A 23,434-nucleotide genomic window follows, 5' to 3' on the forward strand; every position below is an offset into this window, starting at 1 on the left:
GAACAGCGCGTTCGCTGCAACCGCTCGAGGCCCTCGCTGCACCGCACGCCGACCCCGGGAACGACGACGGGCCCCCACCCCGCGAGAGGTGAGGGCCCGAGGTCGAGCAGTTCCGGGGCGATCAGCCGCCGGAGAGCTTCTCGCGGAGCGCCGCGAGCTGGGCGTCGCTGGCGAGCGCGCCACCGCCGCTCTGGGACGGCGGGCCCTGGCCCGGGTCCGACTCGTCGTCGCGGGCGGCGGGGGCCTCGTCGTCCCCACCCTCGGACGACGGACCGCCCGAGGAGTAGTTGGCCGGCGCCGCCTCGGCGGCCTCGGCCTCCTGCTCCTGCGTGCGCTGGAGCTGCGCGATGTGCTGCTCGTAGCGGGCGTACGCCGCGGCGTACTGGCGCTCCCACTCCTCGCGCTGGGTGTCGTAGCCCTCGCGCCAGTCGCCCGAGTCGGGGTCGAAGCCCTCGGGGTAGATGTAGTTGCCGGCGTCGTCGTACTCGGCCGCCATGCCGTAGAGCGCCGGGTCGAACTCGGTCTCCGTGGTCATGCCCTCGTTCGCCTGCTTCAGCGAGAGGGAGATGCGGCGACGGTCGAGGTCGATGTCGATGACCTTGACCATGACGTCGTTGCCGACCTGCACGACCTGCTCCGGCACCTCGACGTGGCGCTCGGCCAGCTCGGAGATGTGGACCAGGCCCTCGATGCCCTCGTCGACGCGGACGAACGCGCCGAACGGCACGAGCTTCGTGACCTTGCCGGGCACGATCTGGCCGATCTGGTGGGTCCGGGCGAACTGGCGCCAGGGGTCCTCCTGCGTCGCCTTGAGCGACAGCGAGACCCGCTCGCGGTCCAGGTCGACGTCGAGGACCTCGACCTTGACCTCCTGGCCCACCTCGACGACCTCGGAGGGGTGGTCGATGTGCTTCCAGGAGAGCTCGGAGACGTGGACCAGACCGTCGACGCCGCCGAGGTCGACGAACGCGCCGAAGTTCACGATCGACGAGACCTGGCCGGACCGGATCTGGCCCTTGGCGAGCTGGTTGAGGAACTCGCTGCGCACCGCCGACTGGGTCTGCTCCAGCCACGCACGGCGGGAGAGGACGACGTTGTTGCGGTTCTTGTCCAGCTCGATGATCTTGGCCTCGATCTCCTTGCCCACGTAGGGCTGGAGATCGCGGACGCGGCGCATCTCGACCAGCGAGGCGGGGAGGAAGCCGCGGAGGCCGATGTCCAGGATGAGTCCACCCTTGACGACCTCGATGACGGTGCCCTTGACCGGCTCGTCGTTGTCCTTGAGCTGCTCGATCGTGCCCCAGGCGCGCTCGTACTGCGCGCGCTTCTTGGACAGGATCAGCCGACCCTCCTTGTCCTCCTTCTGGAGGACGAGGGCTTCGACCTCGTCGCCGACGGCGACGACCTCGTTGGGGTCGACATCGTGCTTGATGGACAGCTCGCGCGAGGGGATGACCCCCTCGGTCTTGTAGCCGATGTCGAGCAGGACCTCGTCCCGGTCGACCTTGACGATGGTTCCTTCGACGATGTCGCCATCGTTGAAGTACTTGATCGTCTCGTCGATGGCGGCGAGGAAGTCCTCTTCCGACCCGATGTCGTTGATCGCAACCTGGGGGCTGGTCGACTGCGGGGCGGTGTGGGTGTCGATGGACATACGGTGGACGGCTCCGGGAACATGGTCAGATCGAGTGGGCAAGGGCTCCACGGGAGTGGGTCGTCTCTGCGACGCGTGCACCGGTGAAACCTCGAGCAGGACCGGAGACGAGGACCGCCGCCCACCGCTGCCACAGAGGGCACGCGGAACAGGGCGAGACCACTGACGTGGACCTTCATCGTAACCACGCCCGACAGTGCCCGGCAATCGGGGCACCCCTCGTCCGCGCCCGGCGTGTCGCAGGGCACCGCCACGGCGTGTCGCGCGCCTCGGGCCGCGGCGCCGGGGGGCACGACCCGCGCATCCGGGCGTGTCAGGATGCCCCGGTGGCGCCCCCTCCTTCTTCCGCGCGCGCGGAAGGGCCTGCGCAGTGGGTGCCCGCGCCGGGGGTCCCGGCGGAGCAGCTCCTCGGCGCCGCCGGCGTCGCGCGCCGGCCGGTGGGGCCTGCGGAGTCCAGCGCGGCCAGCCGTGCGTGGTGGGACGCCGATGCCGACGACTACCAGGACGAGCACGGCGCGTTCCTCGGCGACGACGACTTCGTCTGGTGCCCCGAGCGCCTGCGCGAGGAGGACGCCCGGCTGCTCGGCGGGCCGGACGCGCTGCGCGGCGCCCGGGTGCTCGAGGTCGGCTGCGGCGCGGCGTCGTGCTCGCGCTGGCTCGCCGGCCGCGGCGCCCGCGTCGTCGGTCTCGACCTCTCGGCCGGGATGCTCGCCCACGCGCGGGCCGCCGACCGGCGCACCGGTGCCGTCGTGCCCCTCGTCCAGGCCGACGCCGGCGCACTGCCCTTCCGGGACGGCTCCCTCGACGCCGCGTTCTCCGCGTTCGGCGCCCTCCCGTTCGTGGCCGACGCCGCAACGGTGGTGCGGGAGGTCGCCCGGGTGCTGCGGCCCGGGGCGCCCTGGGTGTTCGCCGTGAACCACCCGATGCGCTGGATGTTCCCCGACGACCCGGGCCCGGACGGGCTGACGGTGTCGCAGTCGTACTTCGACCGCACGCCCTACGCCGAGGTCGACGACGCCGACCGCGTCGTCTACGTCGAGCACCACCGCACGCTCGGCGACCGCGTGGCCGACGTCGTGGGCGCAGGCCTCGTCCTCGAGCGCCTCGTCGAACCCGAATGGCCCGAGGACCTCGACGAGGTGTGGGGCCAGTGGTCGCCCCTGCGCGGAGCCCTCTTCCCCGGCACCGCGATCTTCTGCTGCCGCCGGCCCGGGAGCGCGGTCGCGTGATCGGCCGGTCGCGGGCCACCCCGTCGGGCCGGGCGCCCGAGGTGGTGCTCGACGACCTCCTGCGCGAGCAGCAGGCCCGGTTCGCCGACCTCGACCCCGCGCTCCCGCCCGCGGTGCTCCCCCCGCCCGGCGATGTGATCGTGGTGGCGGGCGACGGCGGCGAGGCGGCCGGGGTCCTCACCCACCACAGCTGGCCCGCGGGCAGCGCTCCCCTGCTGTGGTCGGCGGCCGAGGTCACCGAGCTCCACCCCGTCCTGGGTTCCGCGGGCCTGCGCGGCGCGGAGGGCCTGGTCGCCGAGTGGCGCGCCCGCATCCCCGCCCGCGTGCGGCACGCGTCGGACTCGGCGGCCGTGGTGACCTGGCCCAGCCGGGACGTCGTCGCCTCGCGCGCGTTCCTCGACCACGGCCTCGTGCCCCTGGCGGTGCTCGCCGTGCGCCGCCCCGATCCGCCGGTGCCTCCGCCGTCCCCGGACCCCCACCTGCGGGTCCGGCGCGCCCGCGAGGACGACCTCGACCGGTGCGTCGAGCTGGCCATGCACGAGATCGCGTACTCGAGCCTCGTCGGCGGCAGCGTCATGCGCCCCGAGGCCGAGGCGGTGAAGCGGACCGCGCTGCGCGAGCGCTGGGGGCGCGACGAACCGATCTGGGTCGCCGAGCGCGACGGACGGATGATCGGGTTGCTCGAGTGCGGCCTCACCGACGCCTCGCCGGGCAGCTGGCTCGCCGGACTGCTGCCCGTCGGGCGCTGGGGCTACGTCAACTGCGCCTCGGTGCTGCCCGGTCGCCGCGGGCAGGGGGTCGGGCACGCGTTGGTCGCCGCCGCCCTGCCCGGCCTCCAGCCGCCCGGGTCCCGCGGCACGTACCTCTACTACAACCCGCCCAACCCGGTGTCCTCGGTGTTCTGGCCCCGCCTCGGCTACCGGCCGCTGTGGACGCTGTGGGAGGTCCGGCCCGCGACCGCGTTGCGGTGATCCCTCAGACGCTGCGCGCCAGGGCGTGCTCCACGAGCGTGATCAGCACGTCCGTGCAGGACGCGTCGTCGCGGGCGTCGACGTCGCGGATCGGGCAGCGCGCCGGCACGGCGAGGGCGTCGCGCACCACGTCGACGTCGACGCCGTCGGTGCCGGGGAACGAGTTGAGGGCGACGACGAACGGCAGCCCGCGGTTCTCGAAGTAGTCGATCGCCGCGAAGGAGTCGTCGATGCGCCGCAGGTCGACGAGCACGACGGCGCCCACCGCGCCGCGGGCGAGCTCGTCCCACATGAACCAGAACCGCGACTGGCCCGGCGTCCCGAACAGGTAGAGCACCAGCGAGTCGTCGACGGTGACGCGGCCGAAGTCCATGGCCACCGTGGTCGTCGTCTTCTCCGGCACGATCGAGGTGTCGTCGACGCCGTCGGACAGGCTGGTCATCTGCTGCTCGGTCGACAGCGGCGGCACCTCGGACAGCGCCGCGACCAGCGTCGTCTTCCCGACGCCGAATCCGCCCGCGATGAGGATCTTGAGCGGGAGCAGGCCGCGGGCCTCGCGGGTGGCGGTGCCCCCGGCGCTCACCCTGCGGTCACCGAGCTCGGAGTCCATCGAGCAGCCTCTCCAGGAGTTCACGGCGGGGACGGCCGTCGGACCCGACCAGCGGCAGGTGGACGGCGAGGTGGTCCTCGGCGGCGAGGTCACTGACGAGCACGCGGGCCACGCCGATCGGGACACCGAGCAGCGCGCCGATCTCGGCGAGCGACTGGGGCACCGTGCTGGCCTCGACGATCGCGCGGGCCTCGGGCGGGAGGCCGGGCGCCTTGGCGAGACCCGCCTCGGTGGCCGTCACCAGCGCCTCGATCGGCATGTCGGTCCCGGCCGCCGACCGGGTCCGACCCGCGGTGAACGCGTAGTTGGGGACGACACGGCCGCCGTCGGCGTGCGGACGCTGGCGACGGTCCACGGTCACGGTGCCATCGGGTCCTGGGCCCGCGCCGAACGCGCCGCGCCGGGGGTGAGGGCGTGTCCGACCCGCGAGGCGAGCATGGTCATCTCGTAGCCGACGAGACCCATGTCGGCCGTGCGGTCGGTGACCACGGCCAGCGTCGAACCGAGGCTGATCGAGGTCGCGAACAGGTAGCCGCCCGCCATCTCGACGATGGTCTGCGCGACCGGCTCCGACTCCAGCAGCGTCGCGGTCCCCCGGGCGAGGCTCACCAGCCCCGAGACGGCGGCGCACAGCTGGTCCGCCAGGTGCTGGTCGACCCCGTCGCTCACCGCGAGGCGCAGCCCGTCGGCGGAGACGACGAGGACGTGCCGCACCCCCGGCGTCCCGCCGGCGAAGTCCGAGAGGAGCCAGTCCAGCCCGCTGTCGGTCGGTGCACTCACGTCTGCCTCCCGGAGGCGGTCCCGCGGGGCGGGTGGTGGTCGTCGGCGGCGGAGCCGGACACGTCGGCGGGCTCGCCGATCGCGGACCGGGCCGCGGCGCGGCTGGCCTGGTAGGCCGACAGGGCGTCCATGGCGTTCCGCCCGGCCCCGGTGCCCGGCGTCTCGCCGGGCGGCATGGCCGGGCTCGCGGCGGTCGCCGCCGGGATGCCCGGCGTCACCGCGGCGGCCGGCTCCGGGGGCCGCCGGATGAGCTCGGGGGCCAGGTGGCTCTGCGGGCGGCGGCGGGCGAGGACGAGCCCGTTCGGGCCGACGACGGACGGGGCGTCCTCGTCGGACCGGCGCGGCGCCGGCGCCGTGCCGGCCGTCTCCGGCACCTCGGTCCCGGCGTGACGCCTGCCCCCGCCGTCGGTCTCGACGACCGTGGCTCGGGCCGGGTCGGGGACGGGGTCGGGGGCCGCCGGGGGCGGCACGACGATCGGGTGGATGAGACCCCGCCGGGCCGCGCCGGTCGGGCGGCCGGCAGCGGGCATGTCCTCGACCGTGGCGTGCCCGTCGGACCCGTCGGCGGCCTCGGCCTTCGTGGCGGACCCGGCCTTCGCCTCGGTGGTCACCGGGGTGTCCGGCGTCGCGGGGGTGTCGGAGGGCCGGTCGCCGTCCCGGTCGGTGCCGGGCGCCGCGTGCGCACCCCGCCGGGCGGGACCGTCCCCGGGCTCGGGGTCCGTGCCGTGGGTCCCGTTGGCCCCGTTCGTCCGTCGCTCGCCGGGCCAGGCGTGCCGGCCGTCGATGGCGATCGGGCCCGAGGCGGGGGCCCCGTGGGCCGGGGTGCGGTCGTTGCCGTCGCCGTTGTCGCCGGAGCCGCGACGCGGCACGGGCACGGCCGAGGCGGGCACCCGCTCGAGGCCCCGGATCCCCTGGTCCCCGACCGTCGGCACCGTCGGGGACGTCTCGGCGAAGAGGGTGGCCGGGACGACGAGGACGGCGGTCACGCCGCACCCGGGGGTCGGGGTCAGCGACACCTCGATCCCGTGGCGCTCGGCGAGCCGGGCCACGACGTGGAAGCCGAGCCGCCGCGCCGCGTCCGAGACGTCGACGTCCTTGGGGTTGTCCAGCAGCTCGTTGGCGGCGGCGAGCTCCACGGGCGGCATCCCGATGCCCGTGTCCTCGATGATCAGCAGGTGGGAGCCCGGCGCCCGGAGGTGGGGCCGGCTCTGGATCGACACCGTGGCCGTGGGCGGTGAGTAGCGCGCGGCGTTCTCGACCAGCTCGGCGATCATGTGCGTGAGGTCGGCGACGGTGCTGCCGACGATGCGGGGCCGTTCGTCGACGGCGAGGGTGACGCGCTCGAGGTCCTCCGTCTCGGCCACTCCGGCGCGGACGACGTCGCGCAGCGCCACCGGCGCCGACCACACGCGGGCCGGCTGCTCCCCGGAGAGCACGAGCAGGCTCTCGGCGTTGCGTCGCACCCGGGTGGCGAGGTGGTCGAGCCGGAACAGGTCGGCCAGCGCGTCGGGGTCGCGCTCCCGCTCCTCGAGATCGTTGATGATGTCGAGCTGCCGGTGGAACATGCTCTGGTTGCGCCGCGCCAGGTTCAGCAGCAGTTCCGAGGTGAACTTCTGCTGGCGCACCTGCGCGTCGTGCAGTTCCGTCGCCAGGTCCGCCCGCCGCCGCTGCTCGTCCTCGGTGAGCTTGCAGAAGATCGCCACGCCGAGGCAGGCGAGGAGCACCGCGCCGCCGTGGATCATCGACCACACCCACGGTGAGTGCTGCCCCGCGTGGTGGTTGAACATCAGCGAGGGCACCAGCAGCGAACCGAGGCCGTGGCTCAGCGTCGTGAAGGCGATGTTGAAGACGAACGGCGCCCAGTGCTGGTACAGCGTCAGGAAACCGATGATCACGAAGAACGAGAAGTGCGCCTCGATCGACCCGCCCGAGAGGATCACGAGCCCGACGCAGCACGACGACAGGCCTGCGGTGACCCACAGCGAGCCCGCCAGGCGGCCCTTCGAGAACCACCCGGCCGCCGCCGTGACCAGCGGGACCAGGGCGATCACGGTCGTCAGCGCCGGCGGGTTGCCGACGACGAGACCGAAGATCAGCAGGACCGGCGTCTGCGCGATCAGCACCGACAGCAGGAAATGGTGACGCCGCAGCCATGCCGCGTCGTCGACCATGTCCCCGCGGGGGAGGTAGTCCAGGACACGGACCATCCGGCGTTTCACCGTCCTACTCCGGAGGCGGATGACGAACGCGCGGAACCGTACACGCGCCGTTCACCATTCCTGCGGAGAACCGTGGAACGGGGTGCCCTCGTGCCGATCGGTCGCGCACGACTTCACGCACCGCATTCGCAGGTGTGTCCGTGGCGTCCGGACGCCGACGCCGAGAGTGTCGTTCGGCGCGTCGCCTCTGGGCCGTCCGGGCGTGTTCACGAACGCCGACAGGCCGTGGAAAAAGCGTCCGAAAGAGTCCGGGCGTGCGCCACCCGTGGGCCGGGCGGCGTCAGGGGCAGAATCGTCCCGGAGCGTCCGGTCCCCGCCCTTCGACCGGTCGGAGCACGCCGACATTGGCCGGATGCTCCGGGGACGGACGAGCACGTTGGGTGACGCCTCGGGCGCCCTTCGACGTCACTGACCGGGAATGCGGTCTGTTTCTCCTGAGGCGTCTCCCGGACGACGACGTGGACGCAGATCGGCGGGGTCGGCGAGGTCCGGCGGGACCTCGTCCGGACGCCGGGTGCCCCATCCGCTCGTGGCCAATGCGCGGTAGGCCTGAGCGAGTCCTTCGGCCAGCGCGGGCGGCAGCCCGGCGGCCTCCTGCGTCGCGGCGATCTCGGTCATCTCGTCGACGAAGCGCCACGCCTTGGTGGCCGCGACCGCCGCGGAGGCGACGCCCGCGTCGGGGAAGTCGAGGCGGACGTCGGCGAGCACCTCGTCCAGAACCCCGTGGGTCTCGGCGGTCACGAACGCCTGCGCGAGCAGCGCCTGGTATCCCTTGCGCACCGAGGCGGTGCACATCTTGGCGGCGCTCGCCGCGCCGACCGGCCCGTCGAGGACGATCCAGCGCACGCCCGGCGCGCGCAGGGCCGCGACGTCCCCGGCGCGGGGTCCGGACAGGAAGACCCGGGTCGGGGTGGACGCGTCCGGGCGCGGCGGCGGGCCCGAGATCGCGCCGTCGACGAGGTCGCCCGGCAGCCCCTCGGCCACGGCGCGGACGGTGTCCGGGGAGACGGCGTCCATCTCGACGGTCAGGGGCCGGGCGCCGGTGGCCTCGCACGCCGCGGCGAGGGCGTCGCCGGCCGCGCGGGCCTCTCCGGGCGGGACGACGAGCAGGACCACGTCGGCGGCGCGCACCAGGTCCTCGAGACCGCCCGCGTCCTCGAACACCCCGCGGGCGCGGGCGACGGTGTCCCCCGAGCGTCCCGCGAGGCTCGTCAGCACCCGGTGGCCGCCCTCGGCCAGGCACCGCCCGAGGGCCGTGCCCATGGCGCCGGGGGCGACGACGCCGAGGGTGGTCATGCCGCGATCATCCCGCCGCGCGCTCGGCCTCCGGTACCCGACCGGCCCGGGCCGGGACGAAGCGCACGGCGTCGTCGTCGACCCGGCTGCGGCGCAGCGCCACCGCGTCGATCGCATAGTTCATCGCGAGACGCCACGGCGCGTGCGTGCCCTGCTTGGGCAGCTCGTCGATGGAGCGCTGGACATAGCCGGCACCGAAGTCGAGGAACGGTGCCTCCTCGACGTCCGGGTCCCGCTCGGGCACCGCGACGCCGAGCCCGTGGTCGCGCAGGTGACGCAGGAGCCGGACGACGTACTCGGCGACGAGATCGACCTTGAGCGTCCAGGACGCGTTGGTGTAGCCGATCATGTAGACGAGGTTGGGCACCCCGCTGAGCATCATGCCCTTGTAGGCCATGGTGTCGGGGAGGTGCACGGGCTCGCCGTCCACGACGACCTCGGCGCCCCCGAACATCTGCAGGTTCAGCCCGGTCGCGGTGACGACGACGTCGGCCTCGAGCTCCTCACCGGAGGCGAGGCGGATGCCGCCCTCGGTGAAGGTCTCGATGGTGTCGGTGACGATGTCGGCCTGCCCGGAGCGGACGGCGCGGAAGAGATCGCCGTCCGGGACCATGCACATCCGCTGGTCCCACGGGTCGTAGCGCGGGTTGAAGTGGGTGTCGACGTCGTAGCCCGCTGGAAGGGCAGCCTGCGTCGCCTTGCGCAGCAGGCCGCGCACGAAGCGCGGGAAGCGCTGGCTGATCTGGTACAGCGCGATGATCTGGGCGATGTTCTTCGTGCGCGTCAGCGGATCGGCCACCGACCGCGGGAGCCACCGCGACAGCACCTCGGCCACGGGGTCGGTGCGCCCGATGGAGAGCACGTAGCTCGGCGAGCGCTGCAGCATCGTCACGTGCGCGGCGGCGCCGTGGTCCTCGGAGCCCTCGAGCATCGCCGGCACCAGCGTCACGGCCGTCGCGCCGCTGCCGATGACCACGACGCGCTGGTCGGCGTAGTCCATCTCGGGGTCCCAGAGCTGGGGGTGGACGACGGTGCCACCGAAGTGCTCGAGGCCGGGCAGGTCCGGCGTGTAGCCCTGGTCGTAGCGGTAGTAGCCCGAGCACATGAGCAGGAACGAGCAGGTCAGCGGTTCCTGGCCGGGCAGCTCGAGCGTCCATCGCTGGGTGTCGGAGTCCCAGGACGCCCGGGTGAGGCGGTGGCCGTAGCGGATCTTCTCGTCGACCCCGTACTCCTGCGCGGTGTCGCGCACGTACTCCAGGATCGAGGGGCCGTCGGCCAGGGCGGTCGCGCTGCTCCAGGGCCGGAACCGGTACCCCAGCGTGTGCATGTCGGAGTCCGACCGGATGCCCGGGTAGCGGAAGAGGCTCCAGGTGCCGCCCAGGTCCTCGCGGGCCTCGAGCACCGCGTACCGGGTGCCCGGCAGATCGCGCTCGAGGTGGCAGGCGGTCCCGATGCCGGACAGGCCCGCGCCGACGATGACCACGTCGAGGTGCTCGGTACTCACGCGTACCACCGTAGCGGGCGGTACGCGGCGGTACCAGCGGGCGGGCCCGCCGTCACACCCCGGTGGTCAGTGCGCCGCCTGGTCCCACGACCGGCCGAAGCCGACCGACACCTCGAGGGGGACGTCGAGCTCGAACGCGGCGCCCATCTCGCGGCGCACGAGCTCGGTGACCGCCTCCTTCTCGTCCCGTGCGACCTCGAGCACCAGCTCGTCGTGCACCTGCAGCAGGATCCGCGAGCGCAGCCCGGACTCGCGCAGCGCCTGGTGCACCCCGAGCATCGCGACCTTGATGATGTCGGCCGCGCTGCCCTGGATCGGGGCGTTGAGCGCCATCCGCTCCGCCATCTCGCGACGCTGGCGGTTGTCGCTGGTGAGGTCGGCCAGGTAGCGGCGGCGGCCCAGGATCGAGCTGGTGTAGCCGTCCTTGCGGGCCTGGTCGACCACCTGCCGCAGGTAGTCGCGCACTCCGCCGAAGCGCGTGAAGTACTCCTCCATCAGCTCCTTGGCCTCGTCGGTGGAGATCCGGAGCTGGGCCGAGAGCCCGTAGGCGGACAGGCCGTAGGCGAGGCCGTAGTTCATCGCCTTGATCTTGGCGCGCTGCGCGGACGAGACCTCGTCCTCGGCCACCCCGAACACGCGCGCGGCGGTGACGGAGTGGAAGTCGTAGCCCGACTGGAACGCCTCGATCAGCGCCTCGTCGCGCGAGAGGTGCGCCATGATGCGCATCTCGATCTGGGAGTAGTCGACGGTCATGAGCTCGCCGAACGCGCCGTCGGCGGAGTCGGACCCGACCACGAAGGTGTCGCGGATGCGGCGGCCCTCGGCCGTGCGCACCGGGATGTTCTGCAGGTTCGGCTCGGTGGAGGAGAGCCGGCCGGTGCGCGCGATGGTCTGGTTGAACGTGGTGTGGATGCGCCCGTCGTCGGACAGCGCGTCGAGCAGCCCCTTCACCGTCACCCGCAGGCGCGTGGCGTCGCGGTGCTCGAGCAGGTGCTCGAGGAAGGGGTGCGGGTTCGACTCGTTCAGCGTCTGCAGCGCGTCCGCGTCGGTGGTGTAACCCGTCTTGGTGCGCTTCGTCTTCGGCATCTCGAGCTCGTCGAACAGCACCACCTGGAGCTGCTTCGGCGACCCGAGGTTGATCTCCTTGCCGATGACGTCGTACGCGGACTGCGCCGCGGCCTGCACGCGCGCCCCGAACTGCGACTCGAGGTCGTGCAGCGCGCTGACGTCCACCGCGATGCCGGCGGCCTCCAGGTCGGCCAGCACCGCCAGCAGGGGCAGCTCGAGCTCGGTGAGCAGGGCGGTGCCGCCGAGCTCGGCGAGGTCCTCGTCGAGCTTCTCGGCGAGGTCGGTGACGGCGCGGGCGCGCAGCATCTCGGCCTGCGCCAGCGCGGTGTCGGCCTCCTCCTCGCCACCGTCGAGCGTGAGCTGGTCGCCGGCGTCGCCGCTCTCCTCCACCCGCAGCTCGCGGCGCAGGTAGCGCAGCGCGAGGTCGGCGAGGTCGAAGCTGCGCTCGCCGGGACGGGCGAGGTAGGCGGCCAGGGCGGTGTCGCTCGTGACGCCCTCGAGCGCCCAGCCGCGCGCCCGCACCGCGTGGCTCGGACCCTTGATCTCGTGGCCCGCCTTCGGCAGGGCGGGGTCGGCCAGCCAGCCGGCGAGGGCCTTCTCGTCGCTCTCGTCGAGCGTGCGCACGTCGACGAACGCGCTCTCGCCGTCGGCCGCGGCGAGCGCGATGCCCTCGAGGTCGCCCGCGCCGTGGGCCCACGTGCCGCGGAACGAGAGGCCGGTGCGCGAGCCGTCGCGGGCGTGGTCGTCCAGCCAGTCGGCCACCGCGCCGGGCTCGAGGGCGGCGCCGCGGACCTCGAAGCCCTCGTCGGCCTCCGGGAGCGCAGCCGTGAGCGTGGAGAACAGCCGCTCGCGCAGGACCCGGAACTCGAGCTGGTCGAACAGCTGGTGCACGGCGTCGCGGTCCCACTGGCGGACCTCGAGGTCGTGCGGGCCCGCGCCGATGCCCTCGACGTCGCGGACGAGCTCGGTGAGCTGGCGGTTGAGCACCACCGAGGACAGGTTCTCGCGCAGCGCGTCGCCGGCCTTGCCGCGCACCTCGTCCACGCGGTCGACCAGCGCGTCGAGGGACCCGAACTCGCGGACCCACTTCTGCGCCGTCTTCTCCCCCACCCCCGGGATGCTCGGGAGGTTGTCGCTCGGGTCGCCGCGCAGGGCCGCGAAGTCGGGGTACTGCTCGGGCGTGAGGGTGTAGCGCTCCATGACCTGCTCGGGCGTGTAGCGCACGAGATCGGACACGCCCTTGCGCGGGTAGAGCACCGTGACCTCGGGGCTGACCAGCTGGAACGCGTCGCGGTCGCCCGTACAGATCGACACGCTCATGCCCTCGGCCACGGCCTGCGTGGTGAGCGTCGCGATGACGTCGTCGGCCTCGTAGCCCTCGACCGCGAGCACCGGGATCGCGAGCACCCGCAGGATGTCCTTGATGAGGTCGATCTGGCCGCGGAACTCGTCGGGCGTCGCGGACCGGTTGGCCTTGTAGGCCGCGAACGTCTCGGCCCGGAAGGTCTGCCGCGAGACGTCGAAGGCCACCGCGACGTGCGTCGGCTCCTCGTCGCGCAGCAGGTTGATGAGCATGGACGTGAAGCCGTAGACGGCGTTCGTCGTCTGGCCCGTCGTGGTGCTGAAGTTCTCCGTCGGCAGGGCGAAGAACGCCCGGTAGGCCAACGAGTGCCCGTCGAGCAGCAGCAGACGCCCGCGCCCGCCCGCCGGGGCGTCCGGGACGGTCTCGGGCTGCGTCGATTCTTGCTGGGTCGCCGTGCCGGTCGGAGCCACGCCGCGAGTCTAGGGGCGACCCCCGACACACCCCGGGCGCCCGGGCGGCCGCGCGCGACCGGTCGCCCTACCCTGCGGGGATGACCAGCTCCCCGGCCCCCGAGTCCGCCGCGGTGCCCGAGATCGAGGTCCAGTACCCCGACGAGCAGCTCGCATCCCGGATGGGCATCGAGATCACCGAGTGGACCAGGGAGCGGGTGGTGGGCACGATGCCCGTCACCGGCAACCGCCAGCCGTTCGGCCTGCTGCACGGCGGCGCGAACGGCGTGCTCGCCGAGACCCTGGGCTCCACGGCCGCCGCGATGCACGGCTGGCCCGAGCGCCTCCCCGTCGGCCTCGAGCTCTCGTGCACCCACCACCGCTCGGCCCTCGACGGCCTGGTCACCGGCGTCTGCACGCCCCTGTCGGTGGGCCGCACGATCGGCACGTTCGAGATCGTGATCACCGACGCCGAGGACCGGCGCGTCTGCACCGCCAAGCTCACCTGCGTCTACCGCTCGCGACCGCCGGGCTCGACAGGCTGATCCCGGCCGAACGGGGACATCGCCCCTGGTCAGCAAGCCGCGAGCGCGCTGCAATGGGGAGATGGCCCGCCCCTGTCCCGTCGTCGGCCGGGACGCCGAGCGCGACCTGCTGCGCGGGCGGGTCGGGGCGCTAGCCGACGGCGCAGGCGGCGCGGTCCTGCTCAGCGGCGAGGCCGGGATCGGGAAGTCGCGCCTGCTCGGGGAGGTCGAAGACGCCGCCCAGGCCGCCGGGCGCCCGGTCCTGCGCGGCCGCGCGGTGCCCGGCGGCGGCGCGTACCGGCCCCTCGCCGAGGCCCTCGCGCCACCGCTGCGAGCCGGGCCGCTCCCGGGGACGCCGCGGCTGCGGCCCTTCCGGACGGCGCTCGCGCGGCTGGTCCCCGGCGCGGTGGACGGTCCCGTCGACCCGCCCGCCGGGCCGGGCGCCGACCCCGCGGTCGTCCTCGGCGAGGGGGTCCTCGCGCTGCTCGCCGAGCTCCACGGCGACGGGGGCGCCGTCCTCGTGCTCGACGACCTGCACTGGGCCGACGCCGACACCCTCGACCTCCTGCACTACCTGGCCGGCACCGTCGACGCGGGCCCGGTGCTGCTCGCCCTGGCCGCGCGGGACGACGAGGACCACCGCGGCGTGACCGCCCTCGCCGCCCATCCGAACGTCGCCGTCCTCGCGCTGGACCGGCTCGACGCCGACGGCGTGGCCGCCCTCGCGGGCGCCCGGGCCAACCCGCCGCGCGATCTCCGGGAGCTCCTCGCCCGCTCCGAGGGCCTGCCCTTCCTCGTCGAGGAGCTGCTCGACGCCGGCCCCGGCGCCGTGCCGCCGAGCTGGGCGGGGCTCGTCGCCCGGCGGCTGGGGGCCCTGCCCGAGGGAGCCCGCACGGTGGTCGACGCCGCGGCCGTCGCCCCCGGCGACCCCGACCACCGGCTGCTCGCCGCGGCCACCGGTGTCGACGAGGCCGGGGTGCTCGCGGCGCTGCGGGCGGCGGTGGCCGCGGGCCTGCTCGCCGCCGTCGACGGACGCCTCGCCTGGCGCCACGCCCTGACCCGCGACGCGGTGCTCGCGGCCCTCCTCCCGCCCGACCGCGCGGCGGTGGCCGGCCGGCTCGCGGCGGCGCTGGAGGCGCGGGCCTCCCCGGCGACCGCGAGGCGGCGGCCGCGCGCTTCGCCGAGGCCGGCGACCACCGGCGCGCGACGACCCTGCTGGTCGACCTCGCGCGCCGCGACGCCTCCCGGGGCGCCCTGGGCCACGCCGAGGAGCTGCTCGTCCGGGCCGGGGAGCTGGGCGCGGAGCCCGGTCGGGTGGCCGCCGAGCGGGTGCGGGTGCTCGGCCTGCGCGGACGGGCGGCCGAGGCGCTGACGGTCGGCGCGGCGGCGCTCGAGTCCGGCGAGGTGGTCGGCGACGAGCACGCCGAACTGTGTCTGCGCCTCGCCCGGGCCGCGGTGCTCGGGGGCCGTTGGGTCGAGTCCGAGCAGTGGATCGCGCGCGCCGGCCGTCCGGACGACGCCCGCTCGCTCGTGCTCGGCGCCGACGCCGCGTTCGGGGCCGGCGACACCGCCGTCGCCACCGTGCGCGCCCGGGCGGCCGTGACGGCCGCGGAGGCAGGGTCCGGCAGCGACGAGACCCTCGTCGAGGCGCTGCTGGTCCTCGCCCGCTGCGCCTTGACCGACGACGACCTCGACGGCACCGCGATCGGGGAGCGCGCGGCGCGCATCGCCGGCGAGCACGGGCTGACGCCCTGGCGGGTGGAGGCGCTCTTCGCGCTGGGCGCGCGACGCCTCAGCGCCGGCGACGTCCACGCGACGGGTCTCTCCCAGGCCCGGGAGCTGGCCGAACGGCACGGGATGCTCGCCCAGGCCGCCCAGTGCGACCTGCTGCGCTCGGACGCCGCGCTGCAGCTCGACGGACCGCGGGCGGCGCTCGCGATCGCGCGTCCGGCCATCGAGCGGCTCGGACTCCTGCACCTCACCTCGCTGCAGGGCATGGCCGAGCTGTTCGCCGGCGGGGCCGCCGCGCTCGCCGGCGAGCGGGCGGAGGCCGACGCGTTGCAGGCCGCCGGGCTCTCACGGGCGGACGTCTCCCCGGAGGTCGCCGTCCTCGGGCCGCTCGTGCCGGCGCTGGCCGCGCTGCTGGCCCACGACCTGCCCCGGTCCGCCGAGCTCCTCGACCGCGCCGTCCCCGCCGCGCTGGCCCACCGCAGCGCGGCCCCGCTCGCGTTCTACGGGCTCTGGCCGCTGCTGCTCACCGCGGTCGACGGCCGCCGCGACGCCCAGGCCCGCGACCGGGTGCGCGGGCACCACATGCTGATGGCGCGCTCCAATGCCGGGATGCTCGCCTACGCCGACGCGATCGCCGCCGGCCGCGCGGGGCGCAGCGCGGAGGCGGCGACCCTGGCCGCCGAGGCCGCGGGCTTCCTCGACGACACGCCCTGGTGGCACCGCCTGGTGCGCACCGTCGTCCTCGACGCCGCCGTGCGCGACGGCTGGGGCGACCCGGTGCCCGCGCTGCGCGCCGACCTCGCGGTGCACGCACAGGGCGACGACCCGGGCGCCCGCGCGCTCGCCCGCACCTGCCGCGACCTGCTGCGGGCCGCCGGCGCACCCACCCGGACGTGGCGCACCGCCGACCCGCTCCCGCCGGGCCTGCGCCGGCTCGGGATCACGGTCCGCGAGACCGAGGTGCTCCGGCTCGTCACCGAGCACCTGTCCAACGCCGACATCGCCGGACGCCTGCACCTCTCGACGCGCACCGTCGAGTCCCACGTCGCCCGGCTGCTGGCCAAGACGGGGACCACCGACCGCGGCGGGCTACGGACCTGGGCGCAGGGAACACCCTTGATTCCGTAGTCAGCACGGATCCGGCGCAGTGCCGGCACCGCGACGCTCCCTGTCATGAGTCAGCACAGCGACACCCACGTCCTCGTCGTCGGCGCCGGCCCCGCGGGCCTGGCGACCGCCCTGTCCGCCGCCCGGCACGGCGCCCGGGTGCTGGTCGTCGAACGGCATCGGAGCACCTCGATCCATCCACGGGCCTCCGGGCTGAGCACGCGCACCATGGAGATCTTCCGGACCTGGGGCGTCGCCGACGACGTGCGGGCCGCGAGCTCGAACGTCATCGCCCGGGCGATGTTCGGCCGGACCCTCGACGACCCCGGCCTCACCGAGAACCCGATCGGCTTCCCCCTCCCCCGCGAGGCGCTCGCCGTCAGCCCGGCCTTCCCGGCCTGCTGCGCGCAGGATCTCCTCGAGCCCATCCTGCTCGACGCGGCCCGTCGCGCGGGCGCGGAGATCCGGTTCGACACCGAGCTCGTCGACCTCGCCGTCGACGACGAGGGCGCCTGGGCGCGTGTCCGCGACCGGGCGACCGGCGCGACGACCGAGGTGTCCAGCCGGTTCCTCGTGGGGGCCGACGGTCCGCGCAGCCGCGTGCGCACGGCCCTCGGCATCGACATCGAGCACCTCGGCGGCATCGGTCGCCACGTCCAGATGCTGTTCCGCGCCGACCTCACCACCGTGATCGGCGACTGGGCCCACGGGCTCTACGCCCTGGAGGACGGCCTCATCATCGCCTTCGGCCGCCACCGGTGGGGCTACGCCCGCCCGTGCCCCACCGACGCCGACATCCCCGTCGACGACGCGCACTGGACGGCGCTGCTGCGGACGGCGACGGGTATCCCGGACCTGCGCCCCGAGATGCTCGGCACGGCCGTCTTCGACCTCGTCGCCGAGCTCGCCACGGCCTCGCGTGCAGGGTCGGCGTTCCTGGTCGGCGACGCGGCGCACCGGATGACACCGGTCGGCGCGGTCGGGCTCAACACCGCGGTCCACGACGGGCACAACCTGGGCTGGAAGCTGGCCCGGGCCGCGCGGGGCGACGCCGGCGAGCCGCTGCTCGCGAGCTACGCCGCCGAGCGCGCGCCCGTCGGTGCGCGGAACGCCCACCGCTCGGTGCAGCCGGGCGTGCCCCACCCCGCCGACGGTCTCGGCGGCGACCTCGGCACGGGCTACACGTCCCCGGTGCTCGACGGAGGCGCGCCGCCACTGACCGCCCCGGAGGACCTCGCCGCGGCACCCGGCGAGCGGGCCCCGCACGTATGGGTCACGGTCGACGGGCGGCGGTGCTCGACGCTCGACCTCTGGGACGGTCGCCTGACGCTGGTGACCGCCGACCCGACCTGGCGCGCGGCCGCCGAGGACCTCCCCCTCGCCGCTCCGGACCTCGCCGGTCCCCGGCTCATGAGCGCCTACCGGCTCGGCGACGGCGGCGCGGTGCTCGTGCGTCCCGACGGCTACGTCGCCTGGCGGGCGGACGCACCCGTCGCCGGCCCCGCCGGAGCGCTCTCCGACGCCGTCGACCACGCCCTCGGGCGCACCGGTGCCCGGGCGAACGGGGAGTTCGTGCGCCTAGAAGCAGCGAACCACTCGTTCGCTGCGACGACCGGCGAGCCCGAGCCTCAGCTCACGCCCAGGTAGGCGTCCTGGATCGAGGAGTCGGCGAGGAGCTCCGCGCCGGTGCCGGAGCGGGTGACCTCGCCGGTCTCCATGACGTAGGCGAAGTGCGCCAGGCCCAGGGCCTGCTTCGCGTTCTGCTCCACGAGCAGCACGGTCGTGCCCTCGGCGTTGATCTCCGTGATCACCCGGAAGATCTGGGCGATGAACTGCGGCGCGAGCCCCATCGACGGCTCGTCGAGCAGGAGCAGGCGGGGCCGGGCCATGAGCGCACGGCCCATCGCGAGCATCTGCTGCTCGCCGCCGGAGAGCGTGCCGCCGGTCTGGGTGCGCCGTTCGGCAAGCCGCGGGAAGAGCTCGTACACGCGCTCGAGGTCGGCGGCGAACTCCGGGCTGCGCCGGTCGGAGCGCAGGTAGGCGCCCATGTCGATGTTCTCGGCGACCGTCATGCCGGGGAAGATCCCGCGACCCTCGGGCACCTGGCTGATGCCCTTCGCCACGCGCAGGTCGGCCCGGACGGAGGTGAGGTCGGCACCGTCGAAGCGCATCGACCCCGACTGCAGGCCGAGGATCCCGGAGATCGCCTTCATGGTGGTCGTCTTGCCCGCGCCGTTCGCCCCGATCAACGAGACGATCTGGCCCTCCTCGACGCGCAGGGAGATTCCGCGCAGGGCCTGGATGCGCCCGTAGGCGACGTGGACGTCCTCGAGCTCGAGCAGGCTCACTGGTCGGTCTCCTCGTCGATGTCCCCGCCCAGGTACGCCGAGACGACGGCCGGGTCGCGGCGCACCTCGTCGGGCACGCCGTCGGCGATCTTGCGGCCGAAGTCGAGCACGACGAGGCGATCGGTCACGCCGAGGACGACCCGCATGTCGTGCTCGACGATGACGACCGTGTAACCGTCGTCGCGGATCTTGAGGATGAGCTCGGAGAGCCCGTCCTTCTCGCTCGACGAGAACCCGGCGGCCGGCTCGTCGAGGCAGAGCAGCTTCGGCTCGGTGGCCAGCGCGCGGGCGATCTCGAGCCGCCGCTGGTACCCGTAGGGCAGGGCCGTCGCCTTGTCCGCGGCGCGGTCGGCGATGCCCACGAACTCCAGCAGTGCCATGGCCTTCTCGACGGCCTCGCGCTCCTCGCGACGATGCCGCGGCAGCCGCAGCAGCGCCCCCGGGACCGACGTGCGGTGCCGTGCGTCGGTGCCGACGACGACGTTCTCCAGTGCCGTCATCGCCCCGAACAGCCGGATGTTCTGGAAGGTCCGCGCGACGCCCGTCTGGATGATCTTGTACCGCTTCATCCGCGCCAGGGACTCGCCCTCGAGACGGATGTCGCCCGAGGTCGGCCGGTAGACGCCGGTCACGACGTTGAAGCACGTCGTCTTGCCGGCCCCGTTCGGGCCGATCAGACCCAGGATCTCGCCGCGCCGGACGTCGAAGGTGACGTCATCGAGCGCCGTCAGGCCGCCGAAGCGCACGGTCAGACCGTCGACTGCGAGCAGCGTCTCGCCCTTCGCCACGGAGAACTCGCGTTCCGGCGCGACCGAGGCCGAGACCGCCGCGTCGTGCTCCGCCCGCTCCGCGGCGTCCATGTGCTCGAGGGACTCGAGGAGTCCTTCGGCCGTGGGGGGCGTGTCGATCGAGATGTCGGAGGGAGTGGGCTCGCTCATTCGCCACCTCCCCGTGGCGAGGTGCCGGCATGGTCGTCGGGCACGGCCTCCGGGAGATCCCCGCGAGCGCGCGAGGACGCCGACAAGCCGCTCGGCGCGACGGCGGCACCCGCTCCGAACAACTTCTGGTACGCCTTCCTGCCGTTGGCCAGGAGGTGCTGGCGCATCCCCAGGAGCCCCTGCGGCCGGAAGATCATCAGGACGATGAGCGCGACGCCGAAGATCAGGAAGCGGTACTGCGGCTCGAACTGGAACCGGTCGGGAATGTAGGACACGAGGAAGGCCCCGAGGATGACACCGACCTTGTTGCCCTGCCCGCCGAGCACCACCGCGGCGAGATAGAGGATCGACGTGGTGATGTCGAAGCGCTGGTTGTTCACGTATCCGACCTGCGCCGCGAACAGCGTCCCGGACAGTCCGCCCACGGCCGCGCCGATGGCGAACGCCCAGATCTTGAAGCGGTAGGTCGGGACGCCGGTGAGCTCGGCGGCGTCCTCGTCCTCGCGCACGGCGATCCACGCGCGCCCGACCCGCGAGCGCTCGAGGTTCCCCATGAGCAGCAGGACGACGACGATGATCATGACGGCGAGCCAGTAGAAACCGAGGGCGTCGGTCTGGCTGAAGATCGGCGTGCCGTCGGGGAAGTCGCCCCCCGGCCGCGCGATGTTCTGGAACCCGCGGTTGCCGCGCAGAGGGTCGACGTTGTCGGCGAGCAGCCGGACGATCTCGCCGAAGCCGAGCGTGACGATCGCGAGGTAGTCCCCGCGCAGCCGTAGCGTGGGGGTGCCGAGGATGACCCCGGAGATCATCGTGACCACCATGGCGATCGGCACGATCACCAGCCACGGGTAGCGCACGCCCAGTTCGGAGTCCGGACTGGACAGCAGCGCGGCGGTGTACGCGCCGATCGCGAAGAAGCCGACGTAGCCGAGGTCGAGCAGGCCCGCCTGGCCGATGACGACGTTGAGCCCGATCGCGATGAGCGCGAAGACCGCTGCGTTGAACAGCGAGATGGGGAAGTCGGTGTACGGCTCGGTCGTGATGATCGGCGGGTTCAGCACCGGCAGCGCGAGCATGAAGAGCACCACCGGGACCATGTAGGCCCACTGCACCGGCCTGCTCTGCGCGTTCCACCAGTGCGAGACGGTGGCCATGCGGTCCCTCATGCGCGGGACCTCGCCAACGACTCCCCGAGGATGCCGGTCGGTCGGAACATCAGCACGAGCACCAGCAGCACGAACGCGACGACGTCGCGCCAGTCGCCGCCGAAGAGGCTCTGCCCGTAGTTCTCGGCGACCCCGAGGATCAGCCCGCCGAGCAGGGCGCCCCGCAGGTTGCCGATCCCGCCCAGCACGGCCGCCGTGAAGGCCTTGATGCCGAGCAGGAAGCCGCCGTTGTAGACCGCGCCCTGCGGGATGGTCATGAGGTAGAAGAGCGCCGCGACGCCGGCGAGGATGCCGCCGACCGCGAACGTGATCATGATGACGCGCTCGCGGTTGACGCCCATCAGCGTCGCCGTCGCCGGGTCCTGCGCCACGGCGCGGATGCCGCGTCCGAGGCGGCTGCGGTTCACGAACTGGTCGGCGACGACGAACATCGCGAGCGAGGCCAGGATGATGACGATCTGCAGGTTCGTGACGGGCGCGCCGAAGATCGTGAAGGCCGGCGACGGCGGCAGCAGGCGGATCGTGCCCTCGGGGTTCGACCCCCGCCAGATGCGGATGACCTGCTGGATGGCGAACGAGGCGCCGATCGCGGTGATGAGGAACGCGAGACGTGGCGCGTTGCGCCGTCGTAGTGGCCGGTAGGCCACGCGTTCCAGGCCGACGGCGGCGAGACCGGACACGGCCATCGCCACGAGCCCGGCGAGGATCAGGTCCAGGATGATCGCCGCGAGCGGCAGGTTCGGGATCGCGCCGGGCTCGAAGCCGAGCCCGAGGAACGTCAGGTAGACCGCGAACACCCCGATCACGAAGATCTCGGAGTGCGCGAAGTTGATCAGCTGGAGCACGCCGTACACGAGCGTGTAGCCCAGCGCGATGAGCGCGTAGACGCTGCCGTAGGCGAGACCGTTGATCGTGTTCGCCCAGAAGCGGTCGGCGAGCAGACCGACGTCGAAGTTGATCCAGGGCTCGGCGTGCACGACCAGCGGTGCCGCGTGTGCCACGGCCAGGTCGAGGACGGAAGTCGGGATGACGCGCTCCCCGGGTGCGTCGGGCGCCCGCCGGGGCGGGCACGGAGGGGTGCCGGTAGGGCAGTGTCGATCAGCGTGGCATCAGCCGTCACCAGGGGTCCGCCACAGGGAGTCCGACACCCGACGGCCGCGCCCCCGCGCGACGGTGCGCGGGGACGCGGCCGAGGGTGTCGGACGGGTCGGTCAGCCGATCTGGGTGTCGGTGACGATCTGGTTGCCCTGCACCCGGTACATCCAGACCGGGGTGCTCGTGAGCTCGCCCGTCGGGCTCCACTGGAACTGCTTGGTGAGGCCCTGGCCGCTGTAGCCGCGCACGAAGTTCAGCAGCGCGGCACGGTCGGCGGCACCCTGGTCGATGCCCTGCAGCAGGATCGTCGTGACGTCGTACGACTCCGCCGAGTAGGTCTGCGGCGCGACGCCGAAGGCCTGACGGTAGGCGTTCGAGAAGTCGGTGAAGCCCTCCTGCGGCACGCACGGGCAGGACAACAGGCTGCCGTCGGCCGATCCGGCGGCGTTGACGACGTACTGCTCGTCCTTCACGCCGTCGGGACCGATGAACGTGGTCTGCACGCCGGCGTCACGCAGCTGCTGGATCAGCGGCGCGGCCTCCTGGTAGTAGCCGGCGTAGAAGATCGCCTGGGGGTTGGCCTGCTGGACCTGACCGATGATCGCCGAGAACTCGCGCTGGTTGGTCTTGACGTCGATCTGGCAGGACGCACGCGGGCCGAGGGCCTGCGTGACCGTGCCGGCGAGCCCGATGCCGTAGTCCGAGTCGTCCTTGATGACGCAGACGTTCTGGGCGTTGAGCCGGTTCTGGATGTACCCGGCGACGGCCGGGCCCTGGACCGCGTCGTTGCCCAGGCCGCGGAAGAAGTTCGTCCACCCGTTCTGCGTCAGGCCGGGGTTGGTGGCCGACGGGGTGATGTTGACGAGGCCGGCCGCGTTGAGGGCGGGGCCCATCGCGCGGGACTCACCGGAGAACGGCAGGCCCACGATGCCCAGGACCGCCGGGTTGTTGATCAGCCCGGTGGTCGGGCCCACCGCGGTGTCCGGGGTGCCACCGGTGTCGGCGCGCACCAGCGTCACCTGGCAGTTCGGGTTCGCCGCGTTGTGCTGGTCGACCGCGAGCTGCGCGGCGTTGACGATGGCGATGCCGAGCGCGGCGTTCTGGCCCGCGATGGTGCCGGCGTAGCCGATCGACGTGCCCGGAGCGCAGCGCCCCTGGCCGTTGCCGGCGGGCAGCACCGCGTTGGTGGGCTGGGACGGTGCCCCGGCCGCCGGACCGCCGCCCTGCTGCTCGCCTCCCCCCTGGTTGGCGCAGCCACTGAGGACCAGCGCCACCGCCGCCGCGAGCGCACCCGCGGCTGCGAGCCGTCGTCGGATCACGTCCACCTCCGTCACAGTTCACGTCGGGTTCGCGTGATCACCGCTCGCCCGGTCGGGTGTGGAAGGTATAGGCGTGTGAGGTCCCGGGCGCAAGCGCATGCGCGGTCGTGTTCGGACCGTGAC

General features: G+C 73.7%; 19 protein-coding genes. 6 read left to right on the top strand and 13 right to left on the bottom strand.

The features are described from left to right. Positions 1-121: 121 nt before the first annotated feature. Positions 122-1,654 (bottom strand): 30S ribosomal protein S1, encoded by a 1,533-nt coding sequence (rpsA, locus tag OG774_RS06560; RefSeq protein ID WP_274195080.1) that lies wholly within the window; start codon positions 1,652-1,654, stop codon positions 122-124. A gap of 374 nt (positions 1,655-2,028) precedes the next feature. On the opposite strand from rpsA, the gene OG774_RS06565 reads away from it, so the two are divergent. Both OG774_RS06565 and OG774_RS06570 read left to right on the top strand, forming a co-directional pair. After that, positions 2,029-2,883 carry a class I SAM-dependent methyltransferase gene (locus tag OG774_RS06565; RefSeq protein WP_328307803.1) on the top strand — a complete coding sequence of 285 codons (855 nt, stop codon included), beginning with the start codon at positions 2,029-2,031 and terminating at the stop codon, positions 2,881-2,883. Next, positions 2,880-3,854 (top strand): GNAT family N-acetyltransferase, encoded by a 975-nt coding sequence (locus OG774_RS06570; RefSeq protein ID WP_328307805.1) that lies wholly within the window; start codon positions 2,880-2,882, stop codon positions 3,852-3,854. The genes OG774_RS06565 and OG774_RS06570 overlap by 4 nt, the downstream gene beginning before the upstream one ends. Positions 3,855-3,858: 4 nt before the next feature. On the opposite strand, the gene OG774_RS06575 is transcribed toward OG774_RS06570, so the two are convergent. The 7 genes from OG774_RS06575 to polA form a co-directional block, all read right to left on the bottom strand. After that, positions 3,859-4,437, bottom strand: a complete 579-nt coding sequence (locus OG774_RS06575) for a GTP-binding protein (RefSeq protein ID WP_328307807.1) — start codon at positions 4,435-4,437, stop codon at positions 3,859-3,861. A gap of 7 nt (positions 4,438-4,444) precedes the next feature. After that, complete coding sequence (locus OG774_RS06580) at positions 4,445-4,825, bottom strand: DUF742 domain-containing protein (protein WP_328307809.1); 381 nt, start codon at positions 4,823-4,825, stop codon at positions 4,445-4,447. Then, positions 4,822-5,244, bottom strand: coding sequence for a roadblock/LC7 domain-containing protein (locus tag OG774_RS06585; protein WP_274195085.1), 423 nt, complete (start codon positions 5,242-5,244; stop codon positions 4,822-4,824). The genes OG774_RS06580 and OG774_RS06585 overlap by 4 nt, the downstream gene beginning before the upstream one ends. Continuing rightward, a complete protein-coding gene (locus OG774_RS06590) occupies positions 5,241-7,451 on the bottom strand; it encodes an ATP-binding protein (RefSeq protein ID WP_328307811.1) in 2,211 nt (736 codons plus the stop codon). The genes OG774_RS06585 and OG774_RS06590 overlap by 4 nt, the downstream gene beginning before the upstream one ends. Before the next feature lie 417 nt (positions 7,452-7,868). Continuing rightward, entirely contained in the window at positions 7,869-8,759 is an 891-nt protein-coding gene (locus tag OG774_RS06595; protein WP_328307813.1) for an NAD(P)-dependent oxidoreductase, read from the bottom strand. 7 nt (positions 8,760-8,766) lie between these two features. After that, entirely contained in the window at positions 8,767-10,263 is a 1,497-nt protein-coding gene (locus OG774_RS06600; protein ID WP_328307815.1) for a flavin-containing monooxygenase, read from the bottom strand. 66 nt (positions 10,264-10,329) lie between these two features. Continuing rightward, entirely contained in the window at positions 10,330-13,104 is a 2,775-nt protein-coding gene (gene polA, locus OG774_RS06605) for a DNA polymerase I (protein WP_442873953.1), read from the bottom strand. Between the two features lie 80 nt (positions 13,105-13,184). On the opposite strand from polA, the gene OG774_RS06610 reads away from it, so the two are divergent. From OG774_RS06610 to OG774_RS06625, 4 genes are all read left to right on the top strand, one after another. Continuing rightward, a complete protein-coding gene (locus OG774_RS06610; protein ID WP_328307817.1) occupies positions 13,185-13,628 on the top strand; it encodes a PaaI family thioesterase in 444 nt (147 codons plus the stop codon). Between the two features lie 61 nt (positions 13,629-13,689). Continuing rightward, positions 13,690-14,979 carry an ATP-binding protein gene (locus OG774_RS06615; protein ID WP_328307819.1) on the top strand — a complete coding sequence of 430 codons (1,290 nt, stop codon included), beginning with the start codon at positions 13,690-13,692 and terminating at the stop codon, positions 14,977-14,979. Next, on the top strand, positions 14,922-16,466 hold the full coding sequence (locus OG774_RS06620) for a helix-turn-helix transcriptional regulator (RefSeq protein WP_328307821.1): 1,545 nt from the start codon (positions 14,922-14,924) through the stop codon (positions 16,464-16,466). Before OG774_RS06615 ends, OG774_RS06620 begins: the two co-directional genes overlap by 58 nt. Positions 16,467-16,511: 45 nt before the next feature. Then, a complete protein-coding gene (locus tag OG774_RS06625; RefSeq protein ID WP_328307823.1) occupies positions 16,512-18,092 on the top strand; it encodes an FAD-dependent oxidoreductase in 1,581 nt (526 codons plus the stop codon). On the opposite strand, the gene OG774_RS06630 is transcribed toward OG774_RS06625, so the two are convergent. From OG774_RS06630 to OG774_RS06650, 5 genes are all read right to left on the bottom strand, one after another. Beyond that, on the bottom strand, positions 18,074-18,793 hold the full coding sequence (locus tag OG774_RS06630) for an ABC transporter ATP-binding protein (protein ID WP_442873954.1): 720 nt from the start codon (positions 18,791-18,793) through the stop codon (positions 18,074-18,076). The genes OG774_RS06625 and OG774_RS06630 overlap by 19 nt on opposite strands. Then, entirely contained in the window at positions 18,790-19,731 is a 942-nt protein-coding gene (locus OG774_RS06635; RefSeq protein WP_328307825.1) for an ABC transporter ATP-binding protein, read from the bottom strand. Before OG774_RS06635 ends, OG774_RS06630 begins: the two co-directional genes overlap by 4 nt. Then, positions 19,728-20,897 carry a branched-chain amino acid ABC transporter permease gene (locus tag OG774_RS06640; protein WP_328307827.1) on the bottom strand — a complete coding sequence of 390 codons (1,170 nt, stop codon included), beginning with the start codon at positions 20,895-20,897 and terminating at the stop codon, positions 19,728-19,730. Before OG774_RS06640 ends, OG774_RS06635 begins: the two co-directional genes overlap by 4 nt. After that, positions 20,894-21,898: a branched-chain amino acid ABC transporter permease gene (locus OG774_RS06645; protein ID WP_328307828.1), complete on the bottom strand. Its 1,005-nt coding sequence runs from the start codon at positions 21,896-21,898 to the stop codon at positions 20,894-20,896. The genes OG774_RS06640 and OG774_RS06645 overlap by 4 nt, the downstream gene beginning before the upstream one ends. Before the next feature lie 210 nt (positions 21,899-22,108). Continuing rightward, positions 22,109-23,311: a branched-chain amino acid ABC transporter substrate-binding protein gene (locus OG774_RS06650; protein WP_328307830.1), complete on the bottom strand. Its 1,203-nt coding sequence runs from the start codon at positions 23,309-23,311 to the stop codon at positions 22,109-22,111. Between the last annotated feature and the right edge of the window lie 123 nt (positions 23,312-23,434).

It is taken from the genome of Actinomycetospora sp. NBC_00405 (genome assembly GCF_036044095.1).
GTDB classification, from domain to species: domain Bacteria; phylum Actinomycetota; class Actinomycetes; order Mycobacteriales; family Pseudonocardiaceae; genus Actinomycetospora; species Actinomycetospora callitridis.